The sequence below is a fragment of the Bacillus sp. UNC41MFS5 genome, assembly GCF_000686805.1.
The window spans coordinates 175941-194646 of record NZ_KK366021.1; the positions used below are offsets into that span (position 1 = coordinate 175941).

General features: G+C 36.7%; 19 protein-coding genes. 6 read left to right on the forward strand and 13 right to left on the reverse strand.

Annotated elements, in window-relative coordinates:
* Positions 1-101 precede the first annotated feature (101 nt).
* Positions 102-857: a DeoR/GlpR family DNA-binding transcription regulator gene (locus tag BR30_RS0131690; RefSeq protein WP_026568554.1), complete on the reverse strand. Its 756-nt coding sequence runs from the start codon at positions 855-857 to the stop codon at positions 102-104.
* A 131-nt stretch (positions 858-988) separates the two neighbouring features.
* Between BR30_RS0131690 and BR30_RS38765 the strand changes: the two genes are divergently transcribed.
* Positions 989-1087: a hypothetical protein gene (locus BR30_RS38765; RefSeq protein WP_331280821.1), complete on the forward strand. Its 99-nt coding sequence runs from the start codon at positions 989-991 to the stop codon at positions 1085-1087.
* A gap of 60 nt (positions 1088-1147) precedes the next feature.
* Here the strand turns inward: BR30_RS38765 and BR30_RS35010 are convergent, their stop codons facing one another.
* On the reverse strand, positions 1148-1900 hold the full coding sequence (locus tag BR30_RS35010) for a GntR family transcriptional regulator (RefSeq protein ID WP_231507881.1): 753 nt from the start codon (positions 1898-1900) through the stop codon (positions 1148-1150).
* A 113-nt stretch (positions 1901-2013) separates the two neighbouring features.
* Entirely contained in the window at positions 2014-3231 is a 1218-nt protein-coding gene (locus BR30_RS0131700) for an eIF2A family protein (protein WP_155929006.1), read from the reverse strand.
* A gap of 213 nt (positions 3232-3444) precedes the next feature.
* Between BR30_RS0131700 and BR30_RS0131705 the strand changes: the two genes are divergently transcribed.
* Positions 3445-4452: a DUF3231 family protein gene (locus tag BR30_RS0131705; protein ID WP_026568556.1), complete on the forward strand. Its 1008-nt coding sequence runs from the start codon at positions 3445-3447 to the stop codon at positions 4450-4452.
* A 107-nt stretch (positions 4453-4559) separates the two neighbouring features.
* On the opposite strand, the gene BR30_RS0131710 is transcribed toward BR30_RS0131705, so the two are convergent.
* The 4 genes from BR30_RS0131710 to pdxR all read right to left on the reverse strand — a co-directional run bounded on the left by BR30_RS0131710 (position 4560) and on the right by pdxR (position 8322).
* Entirely contained in the window at positions 4560-5204 is a 645-nt protein-coding gene (locus tag BR30_RS0131710) for a TerC family protein (protein ID WP_231507882.1), read from the reverse strand.
* Positions 5205-5451: 247 nt separating this feature from the next.
* Positions 5452-6015, reverse strand: coding sequence for a CBO0543 family protein (locus BR30_RS0131715; protein ID WP_026568558.1), 564 nt, complete (start codon positions 6013-6015; stop codon positions 5452-5454).
* Positions 6016-6222: 207 nt separating this feature from the next.
* On the reverse strand, positions 6223-6855 hold the full coding sequence (locus tag BR30_RS0131720; protein ID WP_026568559.1) for an MOSC domain-containing protein: 633 nt from the start codon (positions 6853-6855) through the stop codon (positions 6223-6225).
* A gap of 87 nt (positions 6856-6942) precedes the next feature.
* Positions 6943-8322, reverse strand: a complete 1380-nt coding sequence (pdxR, locus tag BR30_RS0131725) for a MocR-like pyridoxine biosynthesis transcription factor PdxR (RefSeq protein ID WP_026568560.1) — start codon at positions 8320-8322, stop codon at positions 6943-6945.
* 124 nt (positions 8323-8446) lie between these two features.
* Here pdxR and BR30_RS0131730 point away from each other — a divergent pair, with 124 nt between their 5' ends.
* Positions 8447-9058 carry an FMN-binding negative transcriptional regulator gene (locus BR30_RS0131730; RefSeq protein ID WP_026568561.1) on the forward strand — a complete coding sequence of 204 codons (612 nt, stop codon included), beginning with the start codon at positions 8447-8449 and terminating at the stop codon, positions 9056-9058.
* A 222-nt stretch (positions 9059-9280) separates the two neighbouring features.
* On the opposite strand, the gene BR30_RS0131735 is transcribed toward BR30_RS0131730, so the two are convergent.
* Positions 9281-10636 carry a D-serine ammonia-lyase gene (locus BR30_RS0131735; RefSeq protein WP_026568562.1) on the reverse strand — a complete coding sequence of 452 codons (1356 nt, stop codon included), beginning with the start codon at positions 10634-10636 and terminating at the stop codon, positions 9281-9283.
* 162 nt (positions 10637-10798) lie between these two features.
* On the opposite strand from BR30_RS0131735, the gene BR30_RS0131740 reads away from it, so the two are divergent.
* Positions 10799-11344 carry a cupin domain-containing protein gene (locus BR30_RS0131740; protein ID WP_026568563.1) on the forward strand — a complete coding sequence of 182 codons (546 nt, stop codon included), beginning with the start codon at positions 10799-10801 and terminating at the stop codon, positions 11342-11344.
* 143 nt (positions 11345-11487) lie between these two features.
* Here BR30_RS0131740 and speB read toward each other — a convergent pair whose 3' ends face one another.
* The 4 genes from speB to BR30_RS0131760 all read right to left on the reverse strand — a co-directional run bounded on the left by speB (position 11488) and on the right by BR30_RS0131760 (position 16730).
* Positions 11488-12486: an agmatinase gene (gene speB / locus BR30_RS0131745; RefSeq protein WP_026568564.1), complete on the reverse strand. Its 999-nt coding sequence runs from the start codon at positions 12484-12486 to the stop codon at positions 11488-11490.
* A gap of 115 nt (positions 12487-12601) precedes the next feature.
* The gene (locus tag BR30_RS0131750; protein WP_026568565.1) at positions 12602-13786 is read right to left on the reverse strand and encodes an iron-containing alcohol dehydrogenase; all 1185 of its coding nucleotides are present in this window, start codon (positions 13784-13786) and stop codon (positions 12602-12604) included.
* A gap of 56 nt (positions 13787-13842) precedes the next feature.
* Entirely contained in the window at positions 13843-15315 is a 1473-nt protein-coding gene (locus tag BR30_RS0131755; RefSeq protein WP_026568566.1) for an aldehyde dehydrogenase family protein, read from the reverse strand.
* Positions 15316-15341: 26 nt separating this feature from the next.
* A complete protein-coding gene (locus BR30_RS0131760) occupies positions 15342-16730 on the reverse strand; it encodes an APC family permease (protein WP_026568567.1) in 1389 nt (462 codons plus the stop codon).
* A gap of 130 nt (positions 16731-16860) precedes the next feature.
* Here BR30_RS0131760 and BR30_RS0131765 point away from each other — a divergent pair, with 130 nt between their 5' ends.
* Complete coding sequence (locus BR30_RS0131765; RefSeq protein WP_197032450.1) at positions 16861-17700, forward strand: MerR family transcriptional regulator; 840 nt, start codon at positions 16861-16863, stop codon at positions 17698-17700.
* A gap of 10 nt (positions 17701-17710) precedes the next feature.
* Here BR30_RS0131765 and BR30_RS0131770 read toward each other — a convergent pair whose 3' ends face one another.
* Complete coding sequence (locus BR30_RS0131770) at positions 17711-18202, reverse strand: CBO0543 family protein (RefSeq protein WP_035446458.1); 492 nt, start codon at positions 18200-18202, stop codon at positions 17711-17713.
* Between the two features lie 334 nt (positions 18203-18536).
* Here BR30_RS0131770 and BR30_RS38630 point away from each other — a divergent pair, with 334 nt between their 5' ends.
* Positions 18537-18659 (forward strand): hypothetical protein, encoded by a 123-nt coding sequence (locus BR30_RS38630; protein ID WP_269320668.1) that lies wholly within the window; start codon positions 18537-18539, stop codon positions 18657-18659.
* The last annotated feature ends 47 nt before the right edge of the window (positions 18660-18706 follow it).

The following is an 18706-nucleotide window of genomic DNA, read 5'->3' on the forward strand; positions in this document are numbered from 1 at the left end:
ATCATAAATTGTTATCGTTTACAATTATAACATATATATTACCAACAACTAACCAAAACCTTGGTTATATTTTTAAAAAATGTGAAGTCATTCATTGGGTTCTAATTGGCTATGATAAGTTGTATGCCATTATTCTTAGCGTATTCTTGATAGGAATTATTTGGGAGCTTATCAGTAACTAGATAATCGATATCAGATAAACTGCAATATGTCATTAATCCATATTTATCAAACTTGTCATGGTCTACCAATAAATAAATCTCGGAACTTCTGTCAACAATTGTCTTTTTCAATTCACTTTCTAGAGGGGATGCATTCGTTACACCGTTTGATAGTGAGATCCCTGTAGATGCCATAAATGCTTTCTTAATATTGTAATCTTTTAGTAAGTCCAAACTTCGTGGGTTGCTAAACGAATTGGTTTTAGAATCAAGCATCCCTCCGATTGAGATGACATTTAAATGTTCAAATGGAATGGCACGAAGAATAAAATCAATACTATTCGTAAAAATGGTCAGGTGTCTTTCCTTTAAATAATCAAACAATCCAATGGTAGTGGTCCCTGAATCAATGAAAATAATATCGCCATCTTCCACATAACTTGAGGCTCTTTTCACAATTGATTCTTTTTGCCCTTTGTTACGTATCTTTCTATCTTGAAAGGATTCAAGTTTTTTACGAACGGTAGTAACCCCGCCATAAACTTTCTTCAGGTCTCCACGGTCAACTAATTCTTGGATATCTCGTCTAATAGTATTTTTAGATACATCAAAAACTGTAACCAGTTCGTCTAATGACGCTGATTGATGCTCAATAACATATTCCTGAATTTTTTTGATACGCTTCTCTTTCATCATTTTAGTTCACCCTAGTTCTGGCTTTATAGTATCATAATATTGATTTTATTATATAATATAACATAAATATAACCAATACTTAATCAAAACTTGGTTAAGTTTTTTCGAAAAAGTGATAAAAGGGTGATGTATTGGCTACTGGTTCTCCTTCTGGCAGTTGTACTATGAAGTCAGGTGACGTTGTTTCTGTGGAAGTAGAGAATATCGGGGAACTATTTAGCATTTTATAAACCAGGGCTGCAGCGGATTTCTTGAGAATCTCTGCAGCCCTTTTCTTTTTGGTTCACTTATTAAGTCATAGATCGGATAATTTGTAATATTTCACTACGGGCTCTATAACGGTGGGACTGTAACATGGATCGAGCCGCATCTGGTTCTGCTGCCCGCAAAACACTAACTATGGCCTTGTGGTCCATAATGGAGCGTGTTGGGTCTGGCCGAAGCTTAATCGTATATAAACGGGCACGATATAGTTGATCAGACTGACTATCCATCACCCCTCTTAGACGGGGATTACGGGCTACATCGACAATGAGCTGATGAAATTGTTCATCAAGCTCAGTCCATGCTAGCAGATCTTCCTCTTCTAGTGCTTTTTCCTGCTCCTCTATCAAATAATCAAGTTTGTCCAATTCTACACTTGTGGCACGCTTGGCAGCCAGACTGCCAGCAATTCCATCAAGCGCTTCTACCACTTCATAAATATGTTGGAGATCATCCGCTACAATGGGTGCCACAACAAACCCACGACGCGGGATGAGCCGTACCCATCCCTCCATCTCTAAACGCACGAGTGCTTCACGAACCGGAGTTCTACTCATACCCAGGATGTCAGCCATTTCCCTCTCTAATACGGTTTGTCCTGGAGGGAGTTGCAGTTGCCGTATGGCATGCCGCGTTGCAAGAAAAGCACGTTGCGGCAAGCGGGATTCCCCATTTTTATCTAAACGATATAAAAATGAATGAATGTTTTGAGAAAGGGCAGAATGGTCTAATCCCTTCAAATTAACATCACCCATTGCAAGTTCATCTGGCGTATTCATATGAAAAACACACTTCCCAATATTTGATTAAAGATAACATTCCAAAGAAATCATACCAGAAAAGCGATAATCAATAAATCATTGCGCTTGACAAATCCATCCTGCAAACCATTTCAATTCGGAGTAAAAAAGATTGGAGCAGCATCAACATTCTTAAGCCATCTATGCTCTTGGCCATTTAAACCGTCCTTCACCCAGACATCACCTTTAGATCCATCTCCCTGTTTGCGAACCCAAGTAAGATAGGAATCAACAACTTGAGGTACTTCATCCAGTTCATTATTTTTCGGAAACGAGATTTGTTTTTGTTCTTTTGTTTTAATATTGATCTCATGAAGTGTTGTGAACATAGTTGGAACGGGACCTTCTTTCCACTCCTTGTTTTCTTTTGCTCGGGCGACAATCACTTTGTCCGGTGAGAACCATTCCAAATCAAGGTCCACAAATCCTTTGGGTGTGTATTCCTTTTGTTGCTTGTAAGTTGGCATATCGGCAATGGTGGTTTTCTTGTTTTCAACAAAAAATCTTCCTTCTCCTGAAATATAGGCTAATTGATTGGCAGATGGAGCCCACTTGAACCAATCTCTGAATCCTAACATTTTACCTACGGCTTGAAAGTGTTCTCCTTTTGATGATAAAACACATAAAGTATTGCTATCCATCGACCAAGAAGCAGTAGCAGTTGCTAAAAAACTAACCCACTTCCCGTCTGCACTCCACTTAAAATAATCTGCATCAATCGCAAACAGCTCAGGTTCTTTTGTGTGTATGGTGTAAAAATGCTTCATTTTTTCTTTCGCGAGATTGGCATCTACTGGAATTTGATAAAGTGGAATGGGACCCCATCCCGTTGGACGCAACTTGGATTGTGAGGCAACGATAAATTCCTTCCCATTTGGAAACCATTCAAAACCACTAACCCCAAGTGAGACATTTTCAAATCCTTGTGGGCGGTCATTCTTTGTTTTCGTCACGTTTAATAAACCTTGATCATTGTAGGCCAACTGATTTTTGTTCGGCGACCATTTAAAGTCGGAGGTTACGACCCTTACGTAAGGCTGGTAGCTTTCCTTTTCCTTCGAATCATAAATAAATAGATTAGATTTTTCACCTTTTTCATCACCATCAATATATCCAATAAATCGACCATCATATGACCATTTCTGAGAATACACATATCGATTTTTTGTGATTTGTATTTCTTGATCTCCCTTTTTAATCCATAGCTGATTGTCACGGATAAATGCAGCAGTGAGCGGGGTTTCTGCACTGACAACTGTCGATATATTAAAACTGATTAATATTAGAAATAATACAATCCGTAATCCCAAGAACATCCCTCCTGCTTATAGGGTGTCCGTAAATGAAGCTTCTCATCGTCGTTTTAAACGAAAGAAAAGTTTCAATCCATGCCATTTTTTTTGAATCTAAAATAATAACCACGTAAGGAAAACTTCTTATATTGTTATGAAGTAACTGATTTTCGAATGATTTGCCACTATCTTGGGAATAATTTATTTAAATTATATGAAGGTGGGATCCTTTTGATTTTAACAAATCCGATAAGCTCATCAGAGGTAGGAACCCTTTGGCTTACATATCAAGAAAAAACTCTTATTATGAGAGTATTAGAATATTTCATGAAAAAAGCGGATGACGAGGAATCTAGGAATATCTTAGGGGGATTATGGCAGGACTTAAATTATTACGTTTTAGAAATTGAGAAAATATTTAGCCAACAAGGGGTCGTTATTCCTATTGGTTTTAGAAAAGAAGATGTGATTTTAGAAGCCCCCAAGTTATTTGACAATGGATTTGACGTTATGTTTTTACGAGTATTAAAAGAAGTCAGCATGGGTATGTACACCATTAACATGAATATGGCATATAACGATGATGTGATAAAGATTTATGAAGGACTTACCAATGTTACCCAAAAAATTTATAAGTTGTCCACGCTATATTTACTAGAAAAAGGAATCCTAACACTTCCACCAAAAGTGACTATGCCAAAAACAACAGAGTTTATTAAAGATAAAAGTTATATGAGCGGTTTTCACCCATTTAATTCTAAACGTGCTTTAAACGACATTGAACTTGGTATTCTTCATCATGGAATAGAGACTAATAATATTGGAATGCAGCTTATTACAGGATTTGCTCAATGCGCACAGAACAAAGAAGTTAGAAAGTATTTCGAAAAAGGGAAAGAACTTGCGAAAAAACAAATTACAACATTCCAAGAAATTCTTTTGGAAAGCGATATTCAGTTCTCTGCCACTTCTGGAAGCACGGTAACTACGTCAACCATTGCCCCATTTTCAGACAAACTGATGATGCATTGTATTACCTTTCTAAATGGATTTTGCATCGTTGGAAATAGCTTTGGTACATTTTTCACATTAAGAAATGATATCTCCTTAAAATTAGCCCTCCTTGCCAAAGATATCTATTTTTATGGTCAAGAAGGGATTGAAATTATGATCAAGCATAAATGGTTTGAGGAACCTCCTCAAACAGAAGACAGAAATCAAATCATTAATAACTCATGAATTAGCTTTTTTTTTAATATTTTCGTGACAAATAAAACGGGTAAGCGAATATGTTGTGCATATTCAAGGAAAGAGCGATGCAAATTTATACATCGCCCTTTCCACTTCTATACTAGTTTTTTCCTTGCTAGTAAATACCCAAAACCAATAACAAAAACTGTAATTGCAGTAGGAATCAATAACTGTAAATCACGAGTGAGAAAAGGTACAAATTTGGGTTCCCCGACGATCATTTCCCCTGCAGTCCAAGATAAGATTCCAGCACCTGCATAAGAGATAATCGGGTACTTCTCCATTGCTTTTAATATTAATTGGCTTCCAAAAACAACAATAGGAATACTAACAATCACACCGATTACAATACCGGCCAAATTCCCACCCACTGCCCCCGCAATAGCTAGTACATTATCAAGAGACATGACTGCATCAGCAATAATGATTGTTTTGACAGCTGAAAATAAACTTGCCCCTCCCTCTTTCAGATGTTCCTCCTCCTCACCAATTAATAGTTTAATGGCAATGTATACTAGAAGAAGACCGCCAATAAAGGTAACGAACGGTACATCAAGTAGGTAAACAATGGCTACTGCAAATAGTAAACGTAAAATAATCGCTCCTAAGGTTCCCCAAAAGATCGCTTTCTTTTGCTGTTTCCTGGGAACATTACGTGACGCCATTGCAATCACAACTGCGTTATCTCCACTTAATACAATATTGATTAATATAACTTTCAATAATACTGAAAATGACAAACCAAAAATCTCCAAAATATTCACCTCTGGACAAGTTTAACTTTGCCATTATATTAATTTGATATAAAAAATAGAACTTTATAAAGTAAATAAGGGGAAAAGTTAAAAAGAATTAAAAAAGAAGCAAAATATTTGCTTCCAACAATCGAGTATTTGATTATAAGCTAGAATAGGTAATTTCTCATTATGCTTCTTAAGCTTAAGACTCCTTAATTCATCAACGCCTTTATGCCGTTACACGTAAAGTTTATCCCTTATCTAATTTAGTATAGGTCTCAATCTTAGTAACCCCATAAGCGACAAAGTAAAGAGTTAAAAAAATAATAAAATCATATAACGTGGACCAATTTTTAGGGTTATAAAAGTCAATTGCATTAAAGAAATTCATTCCTCCAAAAGCAGCAATTGCAGCGAATATGACTCCTTTTAACAAGGTATTCATTTTTGGCTTTATTTGTAGAGCGAGCATGACCCCAACTGGTGCTAAAGAGAAGTGGTACGGTAAAAATAGAAAGGAGGCTACAGGAATGATTACCATTGGGTAAGACCACAACCCTAGAGATAAGGCAGCAAGATCTATTGTAAGTGACAATATGATGGTCAATAAGCCTCCTAAAAGAAGGCGTCCTGTGCTATCTTTTTTCCTAAATATCATCCAAACAATCCATGGAACAATAAATAGGGCTAGTCCAAACCACCATTGCCATGTCGAGAGAAAATCTTCTGTCACTGTTTTAGCAAATAAAGAACTTACCTCAGTGAACTGGTTATAAGCCTTTTCTGATTGAGTGAGCCCTTCCTCAAATGCCATTTCCATAACATCTCCTTAAAACATAGTTATTACATTTTTTTCAGTTAACCAGTCTTTTATTCACTGTTGCCTGTTTAAGAATTTTCAAAGGGGAACAGTTTCTTAGATCCTCTAATCATAAGTGATAAATAGCTTTACGTTATATCAGCACAAAAAACCTAGCTTTTTAGGCTAGGTTTTTTGTGTTTCATCAATTTTCGAAAAAAATCATAACAATTTTAGAAATCTATTTCTCCAGTCTTCTGCAAGAGCATCAACCGTCAATATTTTTTCAATGGAGGTTTTATCTTGTTGTTGATGGAAAAGAATTTGTGTAGCAAAAAAAACGGATATTTCTTTTGAGTGTTTTTCAACAAGAGTTATTTCCGAATCGAACTTAATAGTCCCCTCTTCCAATACCCGAAAAAAGTAACCAGTTAGGGTCGTTTCAACCACTTTCTTTAAAAATTGATTTTCCTGATTAAATTTGGAGATAGTTGCACAAGGTACCCTTCCTTGTGTAACTTGAACAATGGTATCCCCTATTTTATATATATCACCAATACAAACTTGTTCTTCTACCATTCCTGTTGCAGTAATATTTTCCCCAAAAGCAGGTAGAATAAGCTTTCTTTGAAATATCTCTTCCCAATATGAGTAATGCTCAAATGGATATAAACATACTGCACGATCTGGACCGCCGTGAAACTTATGGTTTGCAACATCATCACCAACAAAGCCAGATTTTTCCAACTCAACAGCTTGTACAGATGATTTTCCTATGGCGGAAAGCTCTTTTTTATTGTTCCAATTAAATTCCTTCGGTTTTCCCACAGCTAAATTAATAATTTTTCGATTCAATTTGAATTTACCTCACTTCTACAAAACTCTTTAATCAATATGCGAATCCCCCGCAATTGTTAGATGCAACTGATTATGACGGTTTTTTTATGTCCATGCCTTTTTTAAAGACTCTACACCTAATTGTATCTCCTCACAAGTAAGATTACTGAATCCGAGCTTAATCATTGCTTCATCAGAATGATTTTTTATGAAATAGATGGAGGTAGGATACACGTTAACCCCATAAATGGAAGCACGCTCAATTAACCATTCTTCTGAACGATTTAGATGTACCTTAACTAAAACGTACAAACCCGACTGTTCCCCAATAATGGATATATTTTGGTTGAAGTGTTTTTTTAATTCTGAAACTAAGCACTGCATTTTTCTCTTATAGACAAGTCGCATCCGTTTAATATGGCGATTCCATTCCCCCTCTTCCATAAATTTAGCCATTGTAAGCTGGCTAAGAAGGGAAGTGGTACTCTCGAAATGAAGAAATTGTTGTTTATAACGGTTTAAAAGTATCTGTGGCAGCACCATATAACTTAGACGGATTCCCGGAAGAAATGACTTTGAGAAATTCCCCAGGTAAATAACTCTTGATGAATCAATAGAAGCAAGTGCTGGAAATGGCTGCTGTGTATAGCGAAATTCACTATCATAATCATCTTCGATAATATATCCATGCATCTTGTTAGCCCAATGAATAAGCATTTGCCTTTGTTGAATGGACATGCTTACTCCTATTGGACTTTGATGGGAGGGTGTTACATAGATTAACCTTGAAATCATTTGTTCTAATTTTGAAAAATCAGCACCTGATTCATAAACTGGTAAAGTCTCAAGCGTGAAACGATGGAATTGAAAAGCTTCCCTAGCTCCATCATAACCTGGGTTCTCTACAATAATGCTAGTGAAATCATCCTTCATGATTTGTCCGAGATAAATCAACATTTGTTGGGTACTACTGCCGATTATAATCGCATTTGGATCTGTTTTCACCCCACGGGATTGGAGTAAATAGGTGGCGATTTGTTTACGCAAGCACAGTTCACCAAAGGGTTCCCCGTATCGAAAGCTTTCTTGTATTGTTAGCACTTGATTTGAGATTCTCCTCCAAATTTTCAGGGGGAAATTTGTTTGATCTACGGCTCCTGCCCGGAAATCAATTAGGATTGGTGTCACCAGCTTTGTTTGCTTTTTATTGGGAAGAACTAAGTCATTTTGAAATAAAAGTGGATCTAATTCATTTACAAAATACCCTTTTCGACCCTCACCACGGATATAACCTTCAGCTACAAGCTGCTCATATGCCATTAATGTCGTATTGCGGCTTACTTGAAGGGAGTCTGCGAGCTGACGAATGGAGGGCAGTGGATCACCAGCTGGTAAGTCGCCACTCTCAATAAATAATTTAAACTGCTCGTAGATTTGTTTGTATTTGGGCGAATCATCCTTAAAAGCAAAAATGGTATTTTTCATTTCCTATACACCTTTGACATGTTCTTTTGTTCATAATTGTACCTTTTTATATGTCAGTTTGCATTATAAAATATCTTATATGGATACCCCCAATTACAAAGGCTTAATGAAGGAGGAGCTAATCATGTATATTCCTAAACATTTTAAACTAGAGGACGAAGAGGTGATTTATGATTTTATCGAAAAATACAGCTTTGCCACTTTATTTTCTCAGCACAACGGAGAGCCATATGCTACCCATCTACCACTCACATTAAATAAAGCTGAGCGTGCCTTATATGGTCATTTTGCTCGCCCAAATGAACAATGGAAGGATATTGAAAACCAACAAATTCTTGTTGTTTTCCAAGGTCCTCACTGTTATATTTCACCTTCTTGGTACGAAACAATGAAAGCAGTACCTACTTGGAATTATGTGTCTATTCATATATATGGAAAGATGGAAATGGTCGAGGAGCCAAAAGTAATATTTGACTCTTTAAATGATATGGTAACAAAATATGAAGACCCAGATAGCTTATACAATTTAAATGATGTAGATTCTCAATTTATCGAAGGAATGAGCAAAGGGATTGCAGCATTCAGAATAAACATCTCAAAAATTGAAGCAAAAGCTAAATTAAGTCAAAATCATCCCGCGGAACGACAAGAGTTAATTATTAACCAACTAGAAAGAACTTCCCAACAAGATAATATACAAGTGGCATCTCTTATGAAGAAAAATCTACAAAAATAAAAGTTATTTACATCTGGTTTGTTGAGCTAACGTGGGCTTTCCTTAAAGAGCTGGCTTGTAATAACGAAGTTTATGAAATAATTTACTTATAGTAAAAGGGTGCTTTGCTTCGATAAAGGAGCAAAGCTTTATTCTTCTTCAAGTAACGGGAGGTTAGTTTAACAAGAAAAAATTTTTCCAATAAAAACACAGGGGTCAACTAACCCCCGTGTTGAATTACCTTTAGTTCTCTAACGATAAATTCAATCCTTTTTGATAATATTGCTTCATCATTTCTTCAGGAACCATATTTCCACCAGTCCCCCAAATAATATGTGTACCTTTACTCATTTTTTTCGTTAAATTATGCTTCAGTAAATAATCGGTTCCTTCTTTAGATAATTTAATTGGTCCTATCATGCCTGCTAGTGCTGAAGGTTCTAAATGAATCCCCTCTGTATCAACTAGTTCCTTTAATAGCTTATACAACTGTTCATCGCTAACCGTATAATTACCACTTAGAAACGGTTCTATAGTTTTACCTACAAATCCAGATGGTCTTCCTACAGCAAGTCCATCAGCGTCTGTTACATTATCAATACCAATATCTTGCACAGAAATTTTATCATGAAGTCCTGTCATTAAACCAAGTAACATACATGGAGAGTGGCTAGGCTCTGCAAAGAAACAGTGAACATGGTCTTGATAAAATAACTTCAAACCAAAAGCTATTCCGCCAGGACCACCGCCTACTCCACATGGAAGGTAAACAAACAATGGATGATTTTCATCAATTGTTATCTCTAAATCTTCTAATTGTTTTTGTAATCGAGATGCTGCTACTGCGTATCCTAAAAATAGGTCATAAGAATTTTCATCATCTACAAAATAACATGTAGGATCGCCATCTGCTTGGAGTCGACCTTCCTCTACAGCTTTACTATAATCCGATTCATATTCAATTACATTAACATTTTTGCTTCGAAGTAAGTCTTTTTTCCATTGTTTTGCATCAGCCGACATATGAACGGTCACATTAAAACCTAACTTTGCACTTATGATTCCTATACTAAGTCCTAAATTTCCAGTCGAACCTACTGCGATTGAGTACTGGGAGAAGAATGTTCGAAACCTATCACTATCTAAAATGGAATAGTCATCTTGAATCGTCAACAATTGATGTTGAAGAGCTAATTCTTCTGCATGTTTGAGAACTTCATAAATCCCGCCCCTTGCTTTAATAGACCCTGATATCGGAAGGTGACTATCACACTTAAGCAATAATTCACCTAATATAGGTTGTCGATATTCCTGCTCTAAGGATTGTTTCATGGAAGGAATTCTCACCAAAGGAGATTCTATTATCCCATTCATCTTTTTTGTTTCCGGGAAAACTTTTGCAATATATGGAGCAAAACGTTTCAATCTTTCCTCTGCATCCTTTACATCATCTTGAGTAAGGGGGGATTTTTTAATTCCTGTTTTAAACTTTTCAACTTTAGGATTTAACCACAATATTTCATTCATCGAAATGAGTTTGTTTAGTAAAGGATAGTTTTCTTTCCATGTTTGTAGATCGCTGAATTCAATCTCTTTCATTTTGATAGTCCTCCTCATTGACTTGATTATAGTCATCAAAACAATGTAAAATATAATTTAAAGAGTGTTAAATGCAGTTTAACATAGATATTTTTAGTTGTTAAGTATTATTTAAAAACGTTAAATTTAAATTAACGATTTATTATCAAGGAGTGCATCGTAATGGAAAATATAGATATTGGTAAGAAGGTTGAAAAATATAGAAAAGCTCAAGACTTAAGCATTAGAGAATTAGCAAAATTAGCTGAAATAACGCCTTCAATGCTGAGTCAAATCGAACGTGGATTAGCAAACCCTTCTATTCAGACTCTTAAAGTTTTAGCGAAATCCCTAGACGTTCCTACATTTAGTTTTTTCATTGAAGAAACAAACACGGTTGATTTAGTTGTTAGGTCTAGTCACCGAAAGAAAATGATCATTGACAACTTATCCTATGAGCTAGTTTCACCTGATTTTACTGGAAACCTGGCAACAGCCATTATGAATTTTCCACCGAAGACTGCTTCCTCTGAGAAACAGTTGGAGCATAAAGGAGTAGAAGTTGCTTATGTATTAGAGGGAAAAATTAAAGTGTTTTTAGATGATGAAGAATACATATTGGAATCTGGTGATAGTGTAAAAATACCAGCACAAATGAAGCATAAATGGGAAAATAATTTTAATGAACATGCTGCCATACTTTTTTCGGTGACTCCACCAATTTTTTAATTTCTAATACCGGTAGTTTAAAGACTGGATTTTTTCGATAGCTAATCATATTGCCAAGGTGGAGTAATAAATAAGGAGAGGAACGCTTTTTGCGTACCTCTCTTTTAATTAACATTTATTCCTCCCGCAGGAACCAATCCCAGTTAAAAAAGCATTTCTTCTTTTTCTTTCTCGTATTTTTTATTCACTTTTTTCTCTTTTTCTTTTAATACATAGCTTAGTAAGTCTAGTACAATACGGGCTGCTACTTGTCCTGTCATGCCCGTTGGATCATATGGAGGGGCAACTTCTACTAAATCAAACCCGATGACTTCTCCTCTTTTGGAAATCCCTTTAAGCAATTCATTAACCTCATCGTAGAGGAGGCCGCCTGGAGAAGGTGTACCTGTTCCAGGCGCAATTGACGGATCGATTCCATCGATATCAATCGTTACATAATATTTTTCGCCGGCAGGAATTAGCTCCAGCACTTCCTTTAGTCCCATCTTTCTCATCTGACGCGGTGATAGGATCACACTGCCATATGTTTTTGCTGCTTCGACGTCTTCTTTTTTGCTGCTGCTGATCCCGCGAATGCCAAACTGAAATATTTTTTGAACATGATCCAGCTCAGATAAGCGGCGAATGCAATTTCCGTGACCATACCGCATTCCTGAGCGGTGATCCGCCCAGTCTAAATGGGCATCAATTTGTATCACATGAAACGGACCTATGTCTTTTAGTCCTTTTCCAACTGCTGCTGTGATGGAATGATCGCCGCCTAATACAACCGGCATTGCACCTTTGGAAATAATTTTTCGGATTGCTTCTTCTGTATTCTCATGGCACTGCATAATATCCCCGTGTACCATGTCTACATCCCCACAGTCGACAACTTTCCATTCAGGCCCAAGGTACATAATATCGTTTTCAATATCATAAGCACCATCAAGACCGAAACTATATAATGTAGATCCTTCGCGGATTCCTCTAGGGCCCATTCTTGCTCCTGATTTCCATTGTGTACCCATGTCATTTGGCACCCCAATGACCGCCACATCTGCGTCAAGCTGGTTCAGGTTCGCACAAATTGGGTATTTTCCAAAAGTACAAATGCCTGTAAAAGGTAAATTTAAAAACTGTTTTTCATCACGATTAGACATTCATGCTGCCTCCTTCTAGATTATCATCCTCGCTTTTTCCTACTGCAAGGTTTTCTGCCGGTGGGCAAGTTCTTAACCAAGGATTTTAAATTTTACTTCTATACTTTTTAAACTATTAATTTTCAATTAAAGTTGTAGTTTTCACATCATAAGTCTTTTGAAATAAGTTCAGATAGTCTTCTTTTGTCAGATCTCTTGAATTCGCCTGAGTACACAAATGTTTAAAGGCTCCTTCGGCTAGGAAAGGGAAGTCTTTTGGATTTACATTGCCTAAATCTCGGAAGCTAGGAATGCCGATTTTATTTGCCAGTTCTTTTAACAGCACAACACCTTCGTACGCCGTTTCTTCAATTGTTTTTCCTTTAGGATTTGCCCCAAGCTTGATTCCTACCATGGCGTGCTTTTCTGGATTTGAAGGAATATTAAATTCAAATACATGTGGAAGAAAAATAGAATTCGCCACTCCATGTGGAGTATCATAGAGTCCTCCAAGTGGTTCGGCCATCGCATGTACAGCCCCAAGATCCGTGTTATCAAAGGCGATACCTGCAACTAAACTACCCAAAAGCAGATTTTTCCTAGCATCTAAATCACGACCATTTTCTACTGCTAATGGAAGGTATTTGGCTATTAATTCAATAGCATATAGTCCCAAAGCATCTGAAAGTGGTTGAGCAACTTTGCAGGTATAAGCTTCAATTGCATGTGTAAGTGCATCCATTCCTGTAGCTGCGGTAATCGATTTAGGCAATGTTAACGTCAATTCAGGATCAACAAGTGCCAGTTTAGGAGCGATTTTCAAATCTAGTATCGCCTCCTTCTGTTTCGTCACGGTATCCGTAATGACAGAACCTCTCGTAACTTCACTACCGGTACCTGAAGTTGTCGGAATACAAATTAGTGGTGGGATTTCCCGTTCTAGTAAATTTACGCCGTAACGTTCTCTTAGTTCTCCCCCATGTGTAAAAAGTGTCCCAATTGCTTTAGCTGTATCCATTGAGCTTCCGCCGCCAAGACCAATTAAGAGATCGATATTCTCGTTTTTAAACTGTTGATAAGCACTCTCGCAATCTACATCTTTTGGATTAGGTGATATTTCATCATAAACAATATAATTGACACCTTCTTGATCTAATGACTGTGTGATTTTTTCCAAAATTCCTGTTTGTGCAAGTCCTTTATCTGTAATAATAAGCGCTTTATTTCCACCTAATTCTTTCGCCCTTTTCCCAATATTCTTTACTTTCCCATTCCCAAACTCTATAGAAGTAGGCAGATTAAAATGAAAATCCCATAACATAATTAATTTCCTCCTTTATTTTTTGAATATTTCGAATTCGATTTTTATATTTTTAATTAATTGCTAAACCATTCAGTTGGCTTAACATCTAAATTAATATTGATTTGTTTTACCTCAGTAAACGTATCCAAGCCAAAGGTTCCTAACCCGCGGCCAATCCCGCTCTGCTTGTAACCTCCCCACGGTGCTTCATTATAGGCGAGGTTATAAGCATTAACATAAGTAATTCCAGCTCTTACTTTTTTAATAACCCTCAAAGCTTTGGCTCCATCTTGTGAAAAAACACCTGCTGCAAGCCCGTACGAAGTATCATTTGCCAGCTGGATTGCTTCCGCCTCATCTTTAAACTTTTGAACGACAAGAACTGGACCAAAGATTTCTTCCTGAACAATTCTCATATCTGGTTTGGTGTCAACAAATATTGTTGGCTCAAAGAAATAACCATTTTCAAGCCCATTGCTTGTGATACGGTTGCCACCGCACGCTAACGTAGCCCCTTCGGCTAAGCCAATTTGAATATATTCAAGGATATTCTTCATATGGTCTTCACTTACAAGCGGACCCATCTCTGTAGACGAATCGTCCCCAGGGCCAACCTGAATCTTTTTCGCTCTTTCTACCAATCTAGCAATGAATTTATCATGAATGCTCTCTTCTAACAGTAAACGGGATCCCGCATTACATACTTGGCCGGCATTGGTAAAAATTCCATTCAAAGCATAATCGATGGCTGTCTCAAAATCTGCGTCAGCGAAAACAATATTTGGCGACTTGCCGCCTAGTTCGAGTGAAAGGTTTTTAATATTTCCTGTTGCTGAATTCATGATGCTTCTACCCGTTGCTGTACTACCTGTAAAAGAAATCAAATCCACCTTTTGGCTTTCTGCTATTTCATTTCCTACTTTTGAACCACCTCCCAAAACTAGGTTTGCAACACCAGCTGGTATCCCCACTTCTTCCATGATCTCAAATAATTTGTAAGTGGTGACTGGAGTGATTTCAGCTGGTTTAAATACAAGCGTATTTCCCGCAGCAAGCGCAGGGGCTATTTTCCAAGCTCCCGTCAACAATGGAAAATTCCATGGAGCGATAAGTCCGCATACACCTACAGGTTCCCGAATAACCATGGCTTGCACAGGATCGGCAACAGAATACGTTTGACCATTTGGCTTTGTCACTAACCCAGCATAGTATCGAAAGCAATTCACGGTATCAGCAATATCAAACTCTGATTCTTTAAGGGGTTTTCCCGTATTCTCAGTTTCAAGTTTGCTAAGCTCGTCTGCCTTTTCTTCAATCTTATCCGCTATTTTAAATAAGTAGGTTGCACGTTCAGATGCCGGTAAGTCTGACCAAATTCCGGAGTCAAAAGCTGTTCGTGCAGTATTAATCGCCATTTTGGCCTCTTCTCTACTTCCTTGCGGAGCCTCAGCCATAATTTTACCGTTTGCAGGATTCACAACATGGCTCTTTTCTCCACTTAATGAATCCATCCATTCACCATTAATAAACATTTTCAACTTCAGCATTTTTACAAACCTCCAGTATATTATTTTTACCTTACCTGTTGAGGGATAACCTCTCGATCAATGTCTTGTACATTTTGTGGAATCAATTCTTTATCAAAATGAAACTCAGGAAGTGGTTGGCGGAACCATTTCGTCATATAGACAAGATAAATCAAGCCGCATGCCATCCAGATCCCCCCGAGAATCAACGCATCCCTTTCTAAATGCGACCATAACCATATCGTAAACGCTGCGCCAATGAGTGGTAATAATAGGTACCGAATGCAATCCAGAAAAGAACGCTTATGATTTCTGATAAAATAATGGGCGATAACAGACAGATTTACAGATGTAAAGGCAATTAACGCTCCAAAATTGATAAACTTAATAACTTGTTCTAGGGTTAATGGAATTGCGAGTAAAGAAACTACGCCAATCACAATGATGCCAAGTGACGGTGTTTTAAATTTAGGATGAATGTATCCAAATATATTTTTGGGTAATACAGAATCTCGTCCCATCGCATATAACACTCGCGATGCGCTTGTGATTGAAGCGATTCCTGAAGAGAAATTACCAATAATCACTGCTGTAATAAAAATGGACTTAAATAAATTTCCTCCGATCAGCACTGCAATTTCAAGGGCTGCAGAATCAGCATGTTTGAATGAAATGCCCGGATGCACCAATTGTGCTAAGTAAGAAGAGCCAATATACAAAACTCCGATAAACAATAGCATGATAATAATGGCTCTTGGGATCGTTTTTTCAGGATTGATTGTTTCCTCTGATAAAGTGGTGAGTGAGTCAAAACCAAGAAAACTAAAGCAAAGAATGGTAGCACCTGCCAAGATAACGGACAAGGAAACATCTGCATCAAACAATGGCTTAATGGAGAAAAGACTACCCGTCCCTACTCCATCTGATAAACTTTTGAAGGTTAATATCCAGAAAAGGCAAACAAAAATGACTTGAGCAATAACAAAAATTTTACTCGTTATTGCTGATATCTCCACACCTAGTATGCTCGGAGATACGATGCTTGCAGTCAACACAATTACCCACACATAATGCGGGATTCCAGGAAATACAGCACTTAAAAAGACAGTGGACATCAAGCAGGTAACCATAGGCGTTAATATATAATCAAGCATAATCGTCCAACCTACAATGAACCCAACCTCAGAATTAATAGATTTTTGCGTAAAGGAATAGGCTGACCCTGAGATCGGGTAGGCTTTCGCCATCTTGCCATAGCTGAGAGCTGTAAAAAGTATTGCTAGAAAAGCAATAATGTATGCAGTCGTAATAACACCTCTTGAGGTAACGGCAGCAATTCCATAGGTATTAAAAAACACCATGGGGTTATTCCATGCAATCCCTAAAAAAACAACCTGTGACAAAGTAAGTGTTCTTGCAAGCGCTTTCTGTTTCATAACTCAACTCCCTCCGTGTTAATAAATTTAATTCTTAGATGATTTAGAAGATTTGGTATTTTTATTGTAAACCTTGTTGTTACACAAAGGTCAATAGGTGTATTATATTTTTTTAGAGGGGATGATTTCATTGAAAATAAAGGAAAAATTAACCATTGGTGAAATGGCGAGGTTAAGAGGGGTAACAACGGAGACTTTACGCCACTATGATCGGATTGACCTATTCAAACCTCAATATGTCGATCCCGATTCAGGGTATCGCTACTATTCTATTTTTCAATATGAAGTTTTAGGGACGATTAAAGAGTTGCGGCAACTTGGGATGAGTACGGACGAAATAAAGGATTATTTTAATGAACGTAATTTTAATAAGTCCTTGGATATTCTGAAAACCAAGCATACGGAACTTGTGTCAAAACTGAACGAGTTACATGACTTGGAGGAAAATATTCGGGGGAAAATTGGATACTTGGAGCATGTAGCGAAAGAAAAAGAACTTCAATCGGTGTTTTTCCGCGAAATAGGAAGAAGGAAGTTAATTACCTTAAATGAAAAAATAAATAATAATTTGGAACTCAGTTATGGTGTTATAAGGTTAGAGAATATGCTCACCGAGAAGACACCAATTCTGGCTAGTAATAGACTAGGCATCATCATCCAGGAAGCGGATCTTAGAGCGAAACGATTTGAAGAACCATCCATTATTTTTGTAGTGGCAAAAAATAAAGAAAAAATACCAAAACAGTGTCAAATGACGGTTCCTGCTGGGTTATTTGCGTGTATTCGTTATAACGGGGAATTATTATGGAATCGAAGCGAAAGTTTGAGTAAGATATTGGAATATCTTGATGAAACCGGATATCACATAACCGGCGATGCGCTGCAAATTATGCACGTCGATATTACAATCACAGATAAACCAAATGAGATTACATTCGAAATTCAAGTTCCAGTTCAAATTTGTCAGTGAATTCAATAAATTAATTTTCGGGAACAGGATTGTTATCCGCTTTCCTTACTAAGGCTATAATCAAACGTGAAAATAAAAAAGTAACGGTCAATGTCCAAAAACTTGTAAATGAAGTCCACCCTTTTTTAAATTCGATTAAGTCAGTTTTCTTTTCTAAAAAGTGTTCTATTGCTGCCATAGGAATGCTGAAATATAAAGCCTTAATAAGAATACCCAAGATATTTGAACTTTTAGTGATTTGGTTATAGTAAACACACGCTATTGGATAAAGCAAATAATCAAATCCAAAGCTGATATTAACAGATTTCAAAAGAGTAACTGGATATTTGATGTAACCCTTTTTTACAACTATTGTATCTAATACTGAAGAAAGAACTCCCTTCAAAAGAAATATAATCAACCAATCTTTTACAGGTGGTTTTAGAATTAAATTAATAATGGAAATGATACTGAATACTAACAAAAACCTTAATATATTCATCTCTATTGATTGCTTTTTCATAATAACACCTCTAAGAAGGAGTATTTCCTTCTCAAATAAGTGTTATTAAAAAGTTTGGCAAGCATTTTTCCCTATTCCGGTGGATTAAAAGGAATTTATCAAGAACAGTTCTAATGAACTGGTATTATTTCTAAAGGTAACTACAAATGGAAAAAATTACGTAATTAGGAATGCTGCGGCAGTCCTTTTTTTGTTATAAAAAGGTAGAATGAACAATCGAACTTGTTTGAATGAGAATATATTAAAGAAAGAAATAAAATAAATTTCGTAAGCACATTCCACTTACTAATGAACCACTTGTAAAATGACTAAGTTAAAAGGGGGTGTTAGGTAATTGGAGCGAATGAAAATAAAAAGAATTGCAGTCGATTCCATCCTTTATTCAGAAGTTGATGATTGTGAAACAGACGATCAAACAGATGATTGGGATGTTCAATTAGAAGGAAGTGAAAGTTGAATATCAATTGCTAATGCCTTTAAATATTGGAACCTAGAAATAATCCA